The following is a 17,148-nucleotide window of genomic DNA, read 5'->3' as shown; positions in this document are numbered from 1 at the left end:
GCGGCGTTACCGCATCGGCCGTCAGCTGCGCCGACGCCGACGCCCCAAAACGACCGACAGGACGTGCGATGTTCAATCCGACCGACTTCCCCGAACCCGCCCTCGTCTCCGTCAACGGAGTGGAACTGGAGGTCTTCGAAGCGGGTCGGGAGAATGCCGGAAGGCCCATCGTGCTCTGTCACGGCTGGCCGGAGCACGCCTTCTCCTGGCGCTACCAAGTGCCGGCCCTGGCCGCGGCGGGCTACCACGTCATCGTCCCGAACCAGCGGGGCTACGGCAACTCGTCCCGGCCGACCGAGGTGACGGACTACGACATCGAGCACCTGTCGGGTGACCTCGTCGCACTCCTCGACCACTACGGCTACGAGGACGCCACCTTCGTCGGCCACGACTGGGGCGCGTTCGTCGTCTGGGCCCTGACCCTGCTGCACCCGAACCGGGTGAACGGCGTGGTGGCGCTGAGCCTGCCCTACCAAGAGCGCGGAGAGGCGCCCTGGATCGAGTCCATGGAGGCCGTGCTCGGCCCCGACTTCTACTTCGTCCACTTCAACCGGCAGCCGGGCGTCGCGGACGCCGTGCTCGACGAGCACCCGGCCCGGTTCCTGCGCAACCTGTTCCGGAAGAACCAGCCCCCGAAACCGCCACAGCCGGGTATGGCGATGATCGATCTGGCCAGGGCGGAGACACCCCTCGGCGAACCCGTCATGAGCGACGGCGAACTGGCCGTCTTCATCTCCGCCTTCACGTCGACGGGTTTCACGAGCAGCATCAACTGGTACCGCAACCTCGACCGCAACTGGCGCCTGCTGGCCGACGTGGACCCGGTCATCCGGCAACCCGCACTCATGATCTACGGCGACCGTGACGCGATCCTGAGGTCGGAACGACTGACGGAGTTCGTCCCCAACGTGGACGTGGTCGGCCTGGACTGCGGTCACTGGATCCAGCAGGAGAAGCCGGACGAGACGAACCAGGCGATCCTGACGTGGCTGGACCAACGGGCCGCCGACCAGGGCGTGTCGGGTAAGGGGGTCGAAGCCATTCGTTGACCGCTCCCCCGAACGTCTACATTCGACAGTCGACGGCCGCATCCCGCCATCGCGTACCACCGGCCCTACGCGGCCCGGTTCGCCGCGGCGGTCCGACCTGCCTGCCTCGGCGGCGGCCCGAACGGGCCGCCGCCGAGGGCGGCGTTGCACCGACTGGTCGTGCTACACGTTGGTTTCCCCGGGGTCAGTCGAGGAAGTAGCCCAGGCTGCCCTCGGTGATCTGGCCCTCGCAGTTCGAGTCGTAGGACTCCATGTGGTCACCGCTGCCCCGCACCAGGCAGCGGTAGATCGGGTGGCTGCCCGCGACCGCGCCGTCGTGGGCGTAGCCGAGCAGGCCGACGCGGGACTGGCCCTCGCAGTTCGAGTCGTAGGAGGTGAAGTTGTCCCAGCCGATCACGCAGCGGTACAGCGGGTGCGTGCCCGGTGCCTGGGCGGTCAGCAGCCGGCCCAGGCCGCTTTCGAGCACGTAGCCGGACGGGGCGCCGGTGACCGACGTGAGGTGGTCGCCCCGGCCGTAGTAGCGGACCGCCGTGACGGTCGACGGGCCACCGTTCGTGGCACCGGTGTAGAGCAACCGGTTCGGCGAACCCGCGCCCGGGTTGGTGATCTTGTTCGGGGTCGAGGCGTTGACCAGCGCGGCCTGCACGGTCGCGGGCGCGTCACCGGCGTGCGTGGCCAGGTACAGCGCCGCCGCGCCGGCCACGTGCGGCGCGGCCATGGAGGTGCCGCTGATGGTGTTGGTGGCGGCGTCGCCGGTGTGCCACGACGACGTGATGTTCTGACCGGGCGCGAAGATGTCGCTGCACGTGCCGAAGTTGGAGAACGACGCCCGCGCGTCGGTGTTGGTCGAGGCGTTGACCGTGATCGCCTCGCGCACCAGCGCCGGGCTGAACCCGCACGCGTCGGAGTTGGAGTTGCCGGACGCCAAGGCGTACGTGACGCCGGAGGCGATGGAGCCGCGCACGGCCGTCTCCAGCGGCGCGGTGGCCGCCGAGGCCGAGGCGCCGAGGCTCATGTTCGCGACCGCGGGCTTGACGGCGTTCGCGGTCACCCACTCGACGCCGCTGATCACCTGGGCGAACGTGCCGGAACCCGCGCAGTTGAGCACCCGGACGGCGACCAGCTGCACGCCCTTGGCCACGCCGTAGTGGCTGCCGCCGACGGTGCCCGCCACGTGCGTGCCGTGGCCGTTGCAGTCGGTGTTGGTGCCGTCCACGGCGTCGTAGCCCCACGACGCCCGACCACCGAACGTCGAGTGGGTGGTCCGGATGCCGGTGTCGAGGATGTACGCGCGCACGTTCGACGCGGTCGTGTCGTAGCTGTAGGACGAGTTCAGCGGCAGGTCGCGCTGGTCGATGCGGTCCAAGCCCCACGACGGCGGGTTCGGCTGCGTGTCGACCGCCTGGACCAGGCCGTCCTCGCTGACGGACCGCACCGCGGGGTCCGCGGCCAGCCTTCTCGCCTCCCGTTCACTGGCGCTGACGGCGAAGCCGCGTAACGCGTGCCGCCACGTCGTCGTGACCGTGCCGCCGTGCTTGGCGGTGAGTTCGGTCGCCTGGGCGGTCACATCGTCCTTCAGCACCACCACGTAGTGACCCGGCACGGCGGTGCCGGCGGCGGCGAGCTTGATGTCGCCGTCCGCCGCACCCGCCGGTGGCGCACCGACCAGGAGGCCGGTGGTGAGCGCCAGCGCGCCCAACACCCCGTTCACCACAACACTCTTGCGCTTCATCGAAACCTCCGCAGGGTTGAGATCCGACCACCGAGAGTGACACGTCGGTCGCGGTGGCGGGCCAGACCGGTGCGGCAGCCCGAAGGCCGGAGGTGCGGGGAGCGCGTCCCGAGGCCGAGTCCGTCGCCTACGGGTTGTGCGAGACGGTGACCGGGAACTGCTGCAACTGCGCGAGGACCTGGTCGGGCGAGCCCACCGGCGCCAGGTCGACCGGCTCCTGCAGTTGGTACACATCGCCCTGCGGTGGGAAATTGGTCAACCTCGGGCTCACCAGCGCCGCGGTCTTGGTGTTCGACAGCACCAGCGGCCCGTCCCCGACCGGCGGCTTCTCCACGGTGATCGTGAAGTCGAGGAACATCGTCTGCCGGTACACCGGCGGGTTGCTCCCGATGGTCTCCAACAGGCTCAGCGGGGTCACGTCGACGTCGGCCTGGGAGATCGTGACCCTGCCGAAGACCGGGGAGTCGGCACTCACCTCGTGGCCGATCACCTTCAGCCGGACACCACCGAGCCCGGCACCGATGTTCCCCTCGACCCTGACCCTGATACCACCCTTGAAATCCAGGGTGACCAGGCCGAAACCGTCCACGCGCAACGGCGTGTCGGCCGCGTGGCAACTACACGGGATCTCCAGTCCGATCGACGGCAGGTAGCGACTTCCGGGAATGGTCACGGAGGGGCCTTTCCGTTGTGCGGCAACGAACTCGCTCAACCTATCCAGCCGGTTGCCGTTCGGATAAGGCCCGACAGGGCGTTACCCTCCGTCACTCATACGGTCCCATTTGATCACCGTCCGTCAGAGTCGACGTGAGGGCGAAACCCGTCCGGCCGCACCGCGTGGCACGGCCGGACGTGATCGGTCAGCCGACCAGCAGCAGCGGGGCCGGCGAGGACGTCGCCGCCTCCTCGGCCGCCGCCGGGAAGTCGTGCAGGTCGAGGGAGTCGGCCACCCCCGCCGCGTGCAGGACCTGACGGACCAACGGCGTCACGACCACGTGCAGCCGGACCCGACGCCCCGCCGACGACAGCACCGCCGCCCCCGCCGACGAGAAGAACGACACCTCGCCGAGGTCCACCACCACACCACCCGGGCCGCCCGACACCGAGTCCAGGTGGTCCCGCAGCACCCGGACCGTCCCGGCATCGACACAGCCCCGCACTACCAGCACCGAGACCGGCCCCAGCCGCTTCAACGACACGGCCACGTCGTCACCGGCAATGTGCAGACTCATTCCGCCCCCTCACGGCAGTCCACCCGCAGATCGGATCACCGACGGTCGCCGGCCTCGTACCGGTTCCCTGATTCGTCGCTCGGCAAACCTTCGTGATCGGACCGCTCCCACCACCCCTCTGGCCTGCGGCATCGGGAAGGGGACGGCGATTCTCACCTGTCCGTGACGACGGTGACGAGTGGCGCGCGTGTTGACCGGCGCTGGACGATCTCGCACGTTCGGGCAATGTGATCGGGGCCGTCGGTATCTAAGGGGGTGAACAGGGAGGACAGATGACCCCAGAGCACGAGCGGGAGTTCCGCGAGTTCGTGATCAGCCGGTCGCCGTCGTTGTTGCGCACGGCGTACCTGCTGACCGGCGACGTGCACCACGCCCAGGACCTGCTGCAATCCGCGCTGCTGGGAACCGCCAGGCGGTGGTCCAGGATCCACCGCCGCGACCAACCCGACGCGTACGTGCGGCGCGCGATGTACAACCAGCAGGCCCGGTGGTGGCGGCTGCGGGCCGCACGGCCCGAGTCGCCGATGGCCGACCCGCCCCACCAGGCCGCCGCCGACGACCACGCCCAGCAGATCGCCGACCGGGACGGGCTCATGGGAGCCCTGCGCCGGCTGCCGCCCCGGCAGCGGGCCGTGGTGGTGCTCCGGTACTACGAAGACCGCTCCGAGGCCGAGGTCGCCGCACTGCTGCGCGTCTCGTTGGGCACGGTCCGCAGCCAGGCGTCCAAAGCGCTGGCCAAGCTCCGGGCGCTCGAACCCTCCCTCACCGCAGCACACATCCCGCAGGAGGCGCGCTCGTGAACACCGACGAACTCCGTGACCGGCTGCACGACCTGCCCACGCCGGCCGCGCTCGCTCCGTCACCCGACCTGGCCGACGACGTGCTCACCGCGGTACGACGCAGGCGCCGCACCGGACGGATAGCGGTGGGAACAGCAGCCGTGGTCGCACTGGGTCTGGGTGCGCCGTACCTCCTGCGGTCGGATCCGGCAGTGCCTCAGCAGCAGGCCGCGGCCAGTTCCTCGATCACGATCACCACGGGCACGGTCCCGCCGGCGACCACGGCACGGCTGGTACCCGGACCGACCTCGTCCCCCGGCACGTTTCCGTTCACGCCTGGACGGCCGCACAACTACACCCTCGGGGTCCAAGGGTTCGGCAGCAAGCTGCACTCCACCAGCAACGCCGCCCACGTCCCCTCCGGACCCGACGTCCACGTCACCGCCGACCCCACCATGCCCACCGACGGCCCGGTGATCGACAAGACCACCACCACCGTCCGCGGCATGCCCGCCGAGGTGATCCGGATGGCGTCGAAGGTGAAGGTCGTCTGGCAGGAACAGCCCGGCCAGTGGGTCGTGGTGGAGTCACCCACCTTGGCGGAGGCCGAAGTCCTCCGCTACGCCCAAGACCTGCGGCCGGAACCACAGCCGATCCCCATGCCGTTGAACTTCGCCTGGCTGCCGGCAGGCATGTCGGTCGTCGTCACCTCCGACGGAGCCACGGACGAGACGGTGGTGTTCGCCCCGACCTCCGACGACGGAACCAAGACCATCACCATCAGCCGCACGGGCAACGAGGTCGGCAAGGTCGGCACACCGATCCGGGTAGGCGATCGCACCGGCCTGCTCAGCACCATGAACAGCGTCACGACCCTGTGGGTGCCGCTGCCCGGCCACGGCAACCTCAGCGTCTCCGTACCCGACGCCGTGGGCCTCACCCAGGAGGACCTGGTCCGGTTCACCGAGGGCATCACCAACAACTGAGCGCGAGTCGCGGCGGCGCGGTCACCGCGCCGCCGCACTGGCCCGACCGTCCTACCCGCTGCTGTTCGACCACCCGACCGACCCGGCCCAAACGCCCAGGGATCACGCACCGAAACGCCGCCGCAATCCAGACCTCTACGACGTCCCACAGCTCCACTTCGGCTGACACCACTGCGATTCGTGACAGCGAGTGGGGTCGCTACCGGACCAGACGGAACCGCACGTCGTCGGTCCCGAACAGGCCCGGGTTCTGTACGGGGCCGGTTGTGACCGGACCAGCATGATTGCCCGAACCGCCGCCACGGCGGTCGCGGCGGCCCCTTGGGGCCACCGCCGACCACCGCGCTCAGACCAGCGTGATCGCGTACACCTCCACCCGCCGGTCGTCGGGCAGCGTCACGGAGTGCACGGCCTTGGCCGGGTCGAGCGGCAGGGACAGGCCGAACAGGCGCACCGGCGGGCCGTCCAGGCCCTGCCGGGCCTTGATCCGGTGCGACATCTCCAGCACCACCGCGCCACCGGAGCCCGCCCAGTCGCCGACCGTCATCGGCACCTCGGCGGTGCTGCCGTCGGCGTACCGGACGGTCACGGCCGCGGTCACCGGGCCGTTGTGCGAGGCCGCCACCAGCCGCAGCGCGCCGTGCTTCCCGGCGGGCAGCAACATCGCCTGCCCGCGCGCCTCCACGAAGTTCGCCGCCGTCCCGGTCGCGTCCGGGGCCTGGTAGGTCACGCCGCCCCACGCCACCAGGCCCGCGGCGGGCAGCAACGCGGCGTCGTAGCTCCAACCCTGGCCGTCGAAGTCGCCCTCGCCGGACGCCGCGACCGTCGCCGTGCCGTCGTGGTTCAGCTCGCCGGTGAGGTCCACCGCGCACTGCTCCCCCGCCACCGCGCACGTCGCTGCCCGCCGCACCTCGACCACGGCCTCGCGCACGACGGTGTTCGGCCCGGCCGCGGTCACCCGCACCGGGTAGCGGCCGATCGGCGTGCCCGCGGGCACCGTCACCACCACCTGGACCGTCCGCTGGGTCGGCAGCCGACCGGACTGGACCACCAGCTGCCGCGTCGTCGTGACCGACCAGCCGGCCGGCGCGGTCGCCGACAGCGCGACGGGCACCGCGCCCGGCGCCTGGACGAGCACGTCCAGGGCCAGCGTCACGGTCTGCGGCGCGTCCGCCGTCGGCACGACCGCCGACGACTGCCGCAGGGACGCGTCGACGTGCCGCCGCCCGTCGGCCTGCGCGCGGTTGATCGACGGCGGCTCGGCGCCGGGCTCGGTGCCCCAGGACGACGGCGCGTCACCGAGCTGGTGCGCCAACGTGCCGCCGCCCGCGACGGTGTCCCAGTCCAGCCACGTCCGGCGCACGTCACGGCCGTCGAACGCGACCCGCTGCACGTACCGGTTGGTGTCGCTCGCGCCCGGCGCGGTGATGGTGAGCGTGCCGGAGCCGGTGCGGACCGTCGCGCCCGGGAACTGCGGGCTCGACAACGCCAGGAAGTCGCCGCCGCTCATCGTCGGGTACAGGCCCAGCGACGAGAACACGTACCAGGCCGACATGGTGCCCAGGTCGTCGTTGCCGGTCATGCCGTCCGGACCGGTGGTGAACAACGTCATCGCCGCGCGCACCACGGTCGCGGTCTTCGCGGGCGTGCTGGTCGACAGGTAGAAGTACGGCGCGAGCAGGTCGGGCTCGTTGTTCGGGTTGTACGTGGGCTTGCCGTAGTAGTCGTAGGGCTGGGTGATCCAGTCCTCGCGCACGGTCCGGGCCGGGTCGGCGAGCAGCTTGTCGTAGGCGAAGAACGCGTCCAGCCGCTGCTCGGTCGCCTGTCGACCGCCCATGAGCCGCACCAGCCCGTTCGGGTCCTGCGGCACCAGCCACTGGTACTGGAAGGCGCCGCCCTCGTGGAACTGGTGGCCCGCGTCGACCGGGTCGTACGGCGTCACCCACGTGCCCTCGACCGTGCGGGGGCGGAAGTGGCCGGTCGAGGCGTCCCACAGGTTGCGGTACCACTGCCCCCGGTCGGCGAACACCCGTGCGTCGTCGTGCCGGCCCAGGCCGCGGGCCATGACCGCGAGCGCCGCGTCCGCCGCCGCGTACTCCAACGTGGCCGACGCCGGGTGCACGCAGTCGTTGTCACCGCCCTTGTGCGCGCAGTCCACGCCGAGCTCCAAGCCGGACGGGACGTACCCGCGGTCGAGGTAGAAACCGACGCCGGAACGGCCGTTGTACGGCGAGTCGGCGGGCGGCACGGTGGTGGCGTTGCGCTTGAGCAGCTCGTACGCCTCCTCCTCGTGCCCGGCGAGCAGGCCCTTCGACCACGCCTCGACCAGGAACGGGGTCACCGGGTCACCGGTCATGATGTTGGTCTCGCTGTTGGCCAGCGCCCAGCGCGGCAGCCACCCGCCATCCCGGCCGCTCGCCACGACCGACAGCGCGACGTCGCGGGCCACCTCGGGTTCGAGCAGCTCCAGCAGCTGGTTCTGCGGCCGGTAGGTGTCCCACAGCGACAGGTTCTGGTACGGCGTGAAGCCCTGGGCGACATGCGGCTGCCCGTCGAAGCCCATGTAGCGGCCGTCCACGTCGCCGGCGAGGTTCGGGTGCAGCAGCGAGTGGTAGAGCGCGGTGTAGAACGCGGTCCGCCGTTCCGGCGTGCCACCGTCGATCCGGATCGAGTCCAGCCGCTCCACCCACGCCCGGTGCGCCCGCGCCCTGGTGGCGTCGAAGTCGTAGGAGTCGGCGGTCTCGGCGGCGAGGTTCTTCCGCGCGCCCTCCAGCCCGGTGTAGGACAGGCCGACCTTGAGCACCACGTCCCGGTCGGCCGTCGCGTCGAAGCTCACCCACGCGCCGTTGCCGCCCTCGCCCGCCGCGTCCGGCACACCCGGCGAACGGGTCGTGCCGCGCCACGTGCCGAAGCTCGCGAACGGGCGGTCGAAGGTCGCGGTGAAGTACACGGTGTGCTCGTCGCGCCCGGCGCAGAACCGCCCGGCGCGGACCCGGCCCTCGACGGTCCGGTCGCCGACGACGTGCACCTCGGAGTCCAGCACCTGCTGGTTCGCCTTGCCGGTGTTGAACAGCACGTTCGCCTGCGCGCCCGCCGGGAACGAGTGGCGTTGCCAGCCGGTGCGCGGAGTGGCGGTCAGCTCGGCGTCCACGCCGTAGCGGGACAGGCCGACGCGGTAGTAGCCCGGCCGCGCCTCCTCGTCGGCGTGCGAGTACCTCGACCGGTACCCGGCCGTGTCAACGTTGTCCACCGGGCCGGTCGTCGGCATGATCGGCAGTTCGCCCGCGACGCCGCAGCCGACGCCGGACAGGTGCGTCTGGCTGAAGCCGTGGATCTCCTGTTGCTGGTAGTCGTAGCCGCCCTGGCCGCCGGTGTCCGGGCTGACCTGCACCATGCCGAACGGCATGCTCGCGCCGGGGAACGTGTTGCCGAAGTTCTGCGTGCCGACGAACGGGTTCACCAGGGTGGTCGGGTCCACCGCCTGGGGCGCCTCGGGCGCGGCGACCGCCGGCGTCCCCACGATGACCAGTGCGGCGGCCAACAGGAGCGTGTTGCCTCGTCTGAGCGGCATCGGCAAGGGACCCTCTCTGGGTGACAACGTTGTCAGGTGATCCGCGTGCCCGATCACCGCCTCGACTCTCGCGCACGACTCCCCCGCTCGTCCAGCCCCGACCGTCACCCTGACCGGTCAGACCTCGCGGCGGTAGGTTGGTCCGGTGGCCGAGGACCGGTGGGACTTCTTCATCGCTTACGCCGGTCCGGACCGGGAAGCCGCGGCAGCCCTGCACGACCTGCTCAGCCCGCTGTTCCGGGTCTTCCTCGACCGCCGGAGCCTGCTGCCGGGCGACGACTGGGGTCACCGGCTCTCCGCCGCACAGGAGCGGGCCACCGTCACGCTGGTGCTGATCTCGCCGCGCACCGACGCCGCGCACTACCAGCGCGAGGAGATCGCCAGGGCACTCGACCTCGCCCGCCGGGAGCACGACCCGCACCGGGTCGTACCGATCCTGCTGGACGAGCCGGGCCGCGCGGTCGACCTGCCGTACGGCCTGCGGCTCAAGCACGGCGTCTCGGTCACCGACGCGGGCGGTCTCCCGGGCGTCGCCGATCGCCTCAAACACACGCTGCGCTCCCGGATGGCCATGTCCGCCGCGGAGATCCGGTCGCGTCACGCCGGCCGCGCGCCGGTCCGGCGAGCCGTCCGCCTGGTGCCGAGCACGAGCCTCGACCACCGCGGCTCGCTCGGATCGCCCGATCGCGCGTACGTGTTCGTCGGCGACCACGACGAACAACGGCACCGCACGCTGCGGCAGGTCCTGGCCAACCTCTGGATCGGCGACGCCTTCGAACGGGTCGAGAACTCCAACGTCCCGTGGACGGCCCTCACGTTCGAGCTCGGCGACCTCAACCGGCGGAAGCTGGACCTGCTGCCGGCGACCTGGAAAGCCGCGTTCCGGATCATGTCGGACCCGAAGCGCGCCGCGTGCTTCACCGCGACGAAGCAGGAACTCGCCGACCTCGGCCGACGGCCGCGCGACTACTGCTCCCCAGACCAGGACCTGTGGTACGAGAGGTGCACCACCAGCGTCCACCGGCACGCCGGGCAGGGCACGGAGCACTTCATGACCCGATTGCTGGGCATCGACTGGCTCTGCTTCGACGGCAGCGGCATCACGACGTCGGCCGAGACGCCGTCCCGGGTCTTCTTCGTGCGCAACGTGCCGCTGTCGGCCATCACCTACCGCGTCCAGCACCTCGGGACGCCGGACGACGACATCGCCCTGGACTGATCCGCCCGCCGTCCCGCGGACCTCGTCGTCCCGACCGGACGGTCCACAGTGGACGTGTTTGCCGGACGGCGGGCCGGGAACCCGGAATGATCACGTACTGGAGGGAAGGGGTCGGCGTGTCGGGACTTCGGCGATCGGCACTGGTCGGTGCGCTGCTGGTGGCACTCGGCGCGTGCACCGGCGGCCCCGGCCCGACCACCCCGGATCCCACGTCCACGACCGGCGGCGCGCCGGCCGGCGAACGCGTGTACGTCTCGTTGGGCGACTCCTACGCGACCGGCTACCGGCCCGCCGACGCGGGCGCACCCGCCGGTGCCGACCGGGCCGGCTTCGCCTACCTCGTCGCCGAGCGGTCGGAGCTGCGGTTGATCAACCTCGCGTGCAGCGGCGCCACGTCCGCGCAGCTGCGGGCCGAGCCGGGTTGCGCGCCCGGCAACCGCGGTCCCGACGCGCCAGACTTGGCGGGACGCACCCAGCTCGACGCGGCCGTGCAGGTGCTGCGCGAACACCGGGGACGGGTCGGTTTGGTGACCGTCGTGATCGGCGGCAACGACCTGGCGCCGTGCGCCCGCGCGGGTGACCCGTTGACCTGCGCCTCCCAGGCCGTGGCCGCGGTCCGGGCGAACCTGGCCACCACCCTGCCCGCCCTGCGCGAGGCCGCGGGCGATGCCCCGATCGTGGGCTTGACCTACCCGGACGTGTTCCTCGGCGCGTGGGTGTCCCCCGCGTTCCCGAACGGCCAGGACCTCGCCCGCCTGTCGGTCTCGCTGTTCCGCGACTTCTTCAACGCCGCCCTCAAGGCCGAGTACGAGAAGGTCGGGGCGAAGTTCGCCGACGTCACCGCCACGACCGGCGGCTACGGGTCGCTGACGGAGCTGACCCAGGACCCGGCCTACGGCCCGATCCCGACGCCGGTGGCGAAGGTGTGCGCCCTGACCTACTTCTGCGAGCACACCGACGTGCACCCGACGCCCGCCGGTCACGAGGCCATCGCGTCCGCCGTCCTCAGCGCCGCCGGCCGTTAGTCACGACGTCCGAACGCACCGCGCAGCTGGCCGCGGACCCGCCGCCCGGCCAACCGCACCGGTTCGACCACCGAGACGCGCACCCAGCGGGCCGGAGCCACCACCGCCGCCCGCCACACCCGCCCGATCAGCCGACCGGCCGGCGCGAGCACCACGCGGTGGACCCACCTGACCGGGGTGACGACCAGCGTGCGGACCACGCGCACGACCAACCGCCACAACGGCACCGCCACCCGCCGCCAAGCCCACACCACCGCGTCCCGCACCACCCGGCCCAGCACCGCCAGCGCCCGCCCCACCAGCCGGAACGCCCACAGCAGGGCCGCGCCGAAGAGCCGCGCCACCCACCGGAACCCCAGGCCGACCGCACGCACACCCCGCACGACCACGTCCCGCCACAGCCACCGCAACGGACGCACGACGAGGTTGCGCCAGACCCACCCCAGGGGCTCGACTACCACCACGCGCAACCCACGTCCCACCGCCGCCACCACCCGACGCAGCACACCCCCGACCGCCCCACCCGCCCCGCGCAACCACCGCCCGACCGGCACGAGCACGCGACGCAGCCCCCGCCCCGCCGGCCGCATCACGAACCGCGCCACCGCCCCGAACCCGCGACGCACCACGTCGGCGACCGCACCGACCCCGCGACCGACCAGCCGGGCCGACGCCCGCAGCCCCACCCCGACAGGCCTGAGCACGTACCGCAGCACCACCCGGCCACACCGACGCAACCCCGAGCCAACCGCACCCGCCACCCACCGCACGCCCACGCCGACCGGCCTGAACAGGTACCGCACCACCACCGCGCCGCACCAGCGCAGCCCGGCTCCGACCGCCTCGGCCACCCACCTCACACCCGCCCAGACCGGCGCGAGCACCCACCGCCACACCGCGCGAACGGCGATCCCGACCCGCCTCAGCACCACCGCCAGGGGGCGCAGCACGAACCGCCGCACGGCCCGTCCGGCGACCTTGACCCACTCCCACGCCACCCGCACCGGCAGCACGACCACCAGGGCCACGACACGCGCGACCCACACCGCCCAGCGCGGCGGCTGCGGCTCCTCCACCACGACATTCCCCCCCGTTCAGCATCAACCACCACCTCATCAGAACACCGGGAGTCGTCACCGGTGGGCCACGCGTCAAGCCGCGAAGCCGACGACCGGTCCCGGCCGGTCGCGGCCTCTCGGCGGGCCGATCACCAACGCACCCGGCGCGGGCACCAGGTGCGCGTCGAAACCGCCGGGGAGCCCGTCGATCGGCGCGACTGCGGCGGTGACCGGCGGGCCGCCGTCGAGCCCTTGCGCGGACACGACCAGCTCGCCGGACGCGGTCGCGCACAAACGCACGAGGCGGGTGCGGGTGGTGACGGCCGCGCGGTCCAGCGGACAGCTCGCCGTGTCGAGCGGGACGGCCCGCCCGGTGGCGGTGTCGACCCCGTACCCGGGCGCGCCGGGGCGGCGGTCGGGCGTCCCGTCGCGACGTCCAGCAGCACGTCCGTGAGGGCGTCCGCGGGCAGTCCGTCGCCGCGCATCCGCACGTGCGCCACGCGTTCGCGCTCACGCGGCACGAACAACGACACCGAGGCGCGCCCGGCACCCGCGAGGACCACGTACCGCAACACACCACTGCGACGCGACCGCACCACGGCGCGTTCCACGACGTCAGGACGTGCGAGCGTGCGGCGGGCCCGTCAACGGGCTGCGGTCGCCGATCCTGACCACAGTGGACAGCCGCACGCGAGGTCGCCGCCGAACCCGGCCGATCACCCCTGCCGATCACCCACGGAAGACCGCGCCGGGCCGGCCACCAGGACCGGCGGCAGGGCCGCGGGCAGGACAGCCGCCGGGCGATCGGACCCGGCTGAGCGGAGCGACTAGGGTGGGTGGTCGGACCAGTGACGAGGATCGGCACAGCATGGCGCACCCACCCCAGCCGTCCCGACCGGTCCGCGCGATCCTGGTGGAGGACCACCACCTGGTCGCCGAGGCGATCAGGCTGGCCTGGGAGGACTCGGGCGACGTCGAGGTCGTGGCCACGGTCGGCTCGGTGGCCGCCGCGCTGGCCGAGGTCCGGCTCCACCGACCCGACGTGGTGCTGCTGGACCGCCGACTGCCCGACGGGGACGGCCTGGACGCGATCGCCGGCTTCGAGGCGTGCGGCGCGCGGGTGCTGGTGCTGACCGGCGAGGCGAACGTGTCCGTCGCCGCGCGGGCGGCCGAGTCCGGCGCGGCGGGACTGGTGCACAAGTCGGCCCGGTTGGAGGAGCTGACCGACGCCGTGCTGCGGGTCGCGGCCGGTGAGGTCGTGTTCGACGGCGGGTTGCTCGCGGGCGTGCTGGACAAGCTCACCGGGCGGAACAAAGACGGCGTGGCGCTCACGATCCGCGAACGCGAGGCGTTGCTCCTCATGGCCGAGGGCACGAGCACGGAGGAGATCGGCGTGCGCATGGGCGTGACGCGCAACACCGTGCGCAACCACGTGCAGCGGGTGCTGGAGAAGCTGGGCGCCAGGTCGAAGCTGGAGGCGGTGGCGATCGCCCGCCGCGCCGGCCTGCTCGACTAGTGCGGATGCACCAGTCGCAGCGGTGACGCTGCGTCTGGGCACCGACCGCCCGATGCCGCAGAGTACGAACGTGGATCTCTCCGTGTCCGGCCCGGTCGCGGAGTTCAGCGCGCCGATCGACCGGGGCGCGGCGGGGCTGGCCCGCGTCTTCGTCCGCAAGACCCTGGCCGACCTGGGGTACCTCGGCGACCACAGCGACGCCGTGCTCGTCGTCTCCGAACTCGTGACCAACGCCCTGCGGCACACGACCACCATCCCGGTGATCCGGCTGGCCGGCACCGTGCACAAGCTCCGGATCGAGGTCGAGGACGGCAGCCCGGTCCTGCCCCGCGCGCGGCTGTCGGCGGCCGTCGGCGGGTGGGGCCTGCAACTCGTCCAGCGGTTGAGCACGGCGTGGGGTGCGCGTCCCCAGCACGGCGGCAAGGTCGTGTGGTGCGAGATGGCCGCCGACGGCGCGGGCCTGCCCTGACACCCCGACGCCTGCCCGTGGCACCCCGGCAGGGCGTCGTGCACAGTGACGCCATGGCCGACGATCACCCCGCCGTCCCGGACGTCGAACCGCCGACCGAGGACGCGTACCGACTGCTCGTGACGAGCGTGGTCGACTACGCGATCTTCCTGCTGGACCCGAGCGGCCGGGTGATCAGCTGGAACGCGGGCGCGGAGCGGATCAAGGGCTACTCGGCCGCCGACATCCTCGGCCGGCACTTCTCCGAGTTCTACCCGCCCGACGACCTGGCCGCGCGCAAGCCGTGGCACGAGTTGGAGGTCGCCGCACGGGTGGGTCGGTTCGAGGACGAGGGTTGGCGGCTGCGCAAGGACGGCACCCGGTTCTGGGCCAACGTCGTCATCACCGCCCTGTTCGACGACACCGGCGGCTTGCGCGGCTTCGCCAAGGTCACCCGCGACATGACCGAACGCCGGCGGGTCGAGGATGCGCTCAGGTCGAGCGAGGAGCGGTTCCGGCTGCTCGTGCAGGGCGTGCTGGACTACGCGATCTTCATGCTGGACCCGAACGGGCGCGTGATCAGCTGGAACGCGGGCGCCGAGCGGATCAAGGGCTACTCGGCCGCCGACATCCTCGGCGAGCACTTCTCCAAGTTCTACCCGCCCGAGGACCTGGTGGCGCGCAAGCCGTGGCGCGAGCTCGAAGTGGCCATCGACGTGGGCCGGTTCGAGGACGAGGGCTGGCGGCTGCGCAAGGACGGCACCCGGTTCTGGGCCAACGTCGTCATCACCGCCCTGTTCGACGACACCGGCCGCCTGCGCGGCTTCGCCAAGGTCACCCGCGACATGACCGAACGCCGACGGGTCGAGCAGACGTTGACCGAACAGCGCAGGCTCGTCGGGCACCTCGTGGAGGCGCAGGAACTGGAGCGCCGCCGCCTCGCCTGGGACGTGCACGACGACTCGATCCAGTCCATGGTCGCCGTCGGCATGCGGTTGCAGCTGCTGGCCAACCGGCTGCCGGAGCAGGAGGCCGCCGTCGTGCGCCGGCTCGACGAGGCGGTGCGGGCGTCCATCGGGCGGCTGCGCGACCTGGTGTACCGGTTGCGCCCGCCGGAGCTCGACCGGCACAGCCTGGTCGAGGCCCTGAACCACTACCTCGCCGACGTCACCGGTTCGTGGGGCATCACCTACCGGCTGCGGCACTCGCTGGACCCCGAGCCGCAGGCCGAGTCCGCGGTCACGATCTTCCGCATCTGCCAGGAGGCGCTGGCCAACATCGGCAAGCACGCGCAGGCGTCCTCGGTCGAGCTGTCCCTGACCTCGGTCGACGGCGGCACGCTGGTGGAGGTCGCCGACGACGGCGTCGGTGTCGGTGTCGGCACCGGCCTCGGTGTCGCCACCCCGTCCGACCGCGCGGCGTTCGACCACTTCGGCATGGTCGAGATGCGCGAGCGCGCGGAGACCGCGGGCGGCTGGTGGTCGGTGAACGAAGGCCCCGGCGGTGGCGCGGTGGTGCGGTTCTGGATCCCGACGTCGAACGGGGTCGACCCGTGACGAACGCCGAGCCCGGGACGAACCCCAAGCTCAGGGTGGTGATCTCGGACGACGACCCGATGATCCGCGACGCGCTGCGCGAGGTGCTCGACGCCGAGCCGGACTTCGAGGTCGTCGCGGTGGCCCGGGACGCGGACGAGGCGATCGCGCTGGTCGAACGCCACACGCCCGCCGTCGTCGTGCTCGACGTCCGCATGCCCGGTGGCGGCGGCGGTCGGGCCGCCCGCGAGATCAGGCTCCGCTCGCCCGGGACCTGCATCCTGGCGCTGTCGGCCTCCACCGACCACGAGGCGTTCCACGAGATCCGGTCGGCGGGGGTCGGCGAACACCTCGTCAAGGGCGTGTCGAACAACGACATCATCGCGGCCGTCCGCCGGTTGGGAGGCACCGGGCGCGGGTGAACCGGGGTGGTGCGCCCGAGTCCTCCAGGCCGTAGCGTCGGCCTGGTACAACTGTGGTTCGACAACGCATCGCAGCGGGGAGACGTCGTGGCCGAGCCGATGGGGCAACCCTCACCGATCCTCGACATCCGTGTCACCCGAAGGGGCGACGTCCTGGTCGTCGGCGTGGTGGGCGAGCTGGACGTCGACACCGTTCCCGAGGTCCGCGCCATGCTCGCGTCACACCTGCCGGAGAGCGCGCCGACGCTGGTCCTCGACCTGTCCGACGTGGTGTTCTTCAGCTCCGCGGGCCTGTCGCTGCTCCTGGAGCTCCGCCGCCGCGTCGACGTCTTCGCGCTCGTGGCGACCCGGCGCGCGGTGTTGAGGCCGATCCAGCTGACCGCCGTGTCGTCCCTGCTTGACGTGCACCCCTCGGTCGACGACGCGCTGGCGTCGATCTCCTCGGCGCAGCACGCCCACCAGACGGACTGACCACGCGGTGGTGACGGCCGCGGGCGCGGTCGCCGACGGCCGGTAGGGCAACCGCCCGAACGCCGCATCCCGGGCCTCCGATCCGCGCCGCCGGTTGGCATGAAC

At 72.1% G+C, this 17,148-nt stretch carries 16 protein-coding genes; 10 read left to right on the top strand and 6 right to left on the bottom strand.

The window, feature by feature from the left end; genetic code table 11:
• Positions 1-68 precede the first annotated feature (68 nt).
• The gene (locus ACYVLT_RS07195) at positions 69-1,049 is read left to right on the top strand and encodes an alpha/beta fold hydrolase (protein WP_461119326.1); all 981 of its coding nucleotides are present in this window, start codon (positions 69-71) and stop codon (positions 1,047-1,049) included.
• A gap of 184 nt (positions 1,050-1,233) precedes the next feature.
• On the opposite strand, the gene ACYVLT_RS07190 is transcribed toward ACYVLT_RS07195, so the two are convergent.
• The 3 genes from ACYVLT_RS07190 to ACYVLT_RS07180 form a co-directional block, all read right to left on the bottom strand.
• The gene (locus tag ACYVLT_RS07190; protein ID WP_461119325.1) at positions 1,234-2,781 is read right to left on the bottom strand and encodes a S8 family peptidase; all 1,548 of its coding nucleotides are present in this window, start codon (positions 2,779-2,781) and stop codon (positions 1,234-1,236) included.
• Between the two features lie 127 nt (positions 2,782-2,908).
• Entirely contained in the window at positions 2,909-3,454 is a 546-nt protein-coding gene (locus ACYVLT_RS07185) for a hypothetical protein (RefSeq protein ID WP_461119324.1), read from the bottom strand.
• Positions 3,455-3,641: 187 nt separating this feature from the next.
• Entirely contained in the window at positions 3,642-4,013 is a 372-nt protein-coding gene (locus tag ACYVLT_RS07180) for an STAS domain-containing protein (RefSeq protein ID WP_461119323.1), read from the bottom strand.
• A gap of 272 nt (positions 4,014-4,285) precedes the next feature.
• Between ACYVLT_RS07180 and ACYVLT_RS07175 the strand changes: the two genes are divergently transcribed.
• Together ACYVLT_RS07175 and ACYVLT_RS07170 are read left to right on the top strand one after the other, a co-directional pair.
• Positions 4,286-4,813, top strand: a complete 528-nt coding sequence (locus tag ACYVLT_RS07175; protein WP_461119322.1) for a SigE family RNA polymerase sigma factor — start codon at positions 4,286-4,288, stop codon at positions 4,811-4,813.
• The gene (locus ACYVLT_RS07170; RefSeq protein WP_461119321.1) at positions 4,810-5,778 is read left to right on the top strand and encodes a hypothetical protein; all 969 of its coding nucleotides are present in this window, start codon (positions 4,810-4,812) and stop codon (positions 5,776-5,778) included. The genes ACYVLT_RS07175 and ACYVLT_RS07170 overlap by 4 nt, the downstream gene beginning before the upstream one ends.
• Positions 5,779-6,124: 346 nt before the next feature.
• Here the strand turns inward: ACYVLT_RS07170 and ACYVLT_RS07165 are convergent, their stop codons facing one another.
• Positions 6,125-9,349, bottom strand: a complete 3,225-nt coding sequence (locus tag ACYVLT_RS07165; RefSeq protein WP_461119320.1) for a GH92 family glycosyl hydrolase — start codon at positions 9,347-9,349, stop codon at positions 6,125-6,127.
• 145 nt (positions 9,350-9,494) lie between these two features.
• Here ACYVLT_RS07165 and ACYVLT_RS07160 point away from each other — a divergent pair, with 145 nt between their 5' ends.
• Positions 9,495-10,568: a toll/interleukin-1 receptor domain-containing protein gene (locus ACYVLT_RS07160; protein ID WP_461119319.1), complete on the top strand. Its 1,074-nt coding sequence runs from the start codon at positions 9,495-9,497 to the stop codon at positions 10,566-10,568.
• 116 nt (positions 10,569-10,684) lie between these two features.
• The gene (locus ACYVLT_RS07155; RefSeq protein ID WP_461119318.1) at positions 10,685-11,593 is read left to right on the top strand and encodes a GDSL-type esterase/lipase family protein; all 909 of its coding nucleotides are present in this window, start codon (positions 10,685-10,687) and stop codon (positions 11,591-11,593) included.
• Here ACYVLT_RS07155 and ACYVLT_RS07150 read toward each other — a convergent pair.
• Both ACYVLT_RS07150 and ACYVLT_RS07145 read right to left on the bottom strand, forming a co-directional pair.
• Positions 11,590-12,669, bottom strand: coding sequence for a hypothetical protein (locus tag ACYVLT_RS07150; protein ID WP_461119317.1), 1,080 nt, complete (start codon positions 12,667-12,669; stop codon positions 11,590-11,592). The two genes, ACYVLT_RS07155 and ACYVLT_RS07150, sit on opposite strands and share 4 nt — an antisense overlap.
• Positions 12,670-12,744: 75 nt before the next feature.
• The gene (locus ACYVLT_RS07145) at positions 12,745-12,951 is read right to left on the bottom strand and encodes a hypothetical protein (protein WP_461119316.1); all 207 of its coding nucleotides are present in this window, start codon (positions 12,949-12,951) and stop codon (positions 12,745-12,747) included.
• Between the two features lie 568 nt (positions 12,952-13,519).
• On the opposite strand from ACYVLT_RS07145, the gene ACYVLT_RS07140 reads away from it, so the two are divergent.
• The 5 genes from ACYVLT_RS07140 to ACYVLT_RS07120 all read left to right on the top strand — a co-directional run bounded on the left by ACYVLT_RS07140 (position 13,520) and on the right by ACYVLT_RS07120 (position 17,043).
• Positions 13,520-14,167, top strand: a complete 648-nt coding sequence (locus ACYVLT_RS07140; protein ID WP_461119315.1) for a response regulator transcription factor — start codon at positions 13,520-13,522, stop codon at positions 14,165-14,167.
• Positions 14,168-14,237: 70 nt separating this feature from the next.
• Positions 14,238-14,636: an ATP-binding protein gene (locus ACYVLT_RS07135; protein WP_461119314.1), complete on the top strand. Its 399-nt coding sequence runs from the start codon at positions 14,238-14,240 to the stop codon at positions 14,634-14,636.
• A 53-nt stretch (positions 14,637-14,689) separates the two neighbouring features.
• Positions 14,690-16,171, top strand: a complete 1,482-nt coding sequence (locus ACYVLT_RS07130; protein WP_461119313.1) for a PAS domain-containing sensor histidine kinase — start codon at positions 14,690-14,692, stop codon at positions 16,169-16,171.
• On the top strand, positions 16,168-16,572 hold the full coding sequence (locus ACYVLT_RS07125; RefSeq protein ID WP_461119312.1) for a response regulator: 405 nt from the start codon (positions 16,168-16,170) through the stop codon (positions 16,570-16,572). The genes ACYVLT_RS07130 and ACYVLT_RS07125 overlap by 4 nt, the downstream gene beginning before the upstream one ends.
• A gap of 87 nt (positions 16,573-16,659) precedes the next feature.
• Positions 16,660-17,043: an anti-sigma factor antagonist gene (locus tag ACYVLT_RS07120; protein ID WP_461119311.1), complete on the top strand. Its 384-nt coding sequence runs from the start codon at positions 16,660-16,662 to the stop codon at positions 17,041-17,043.
• The last annotated feature ends 105 nt before the right edge of the window (positions 17,044-17,148 follow it).

Source organism: Saccharothrix stipae (assembly GCF_054781895.1).
The sequence above is the reverse complement of the archived record's forward strand: the minus strand, read 5'-3'. Positions and strand labels throughout refer to the sequence as shown.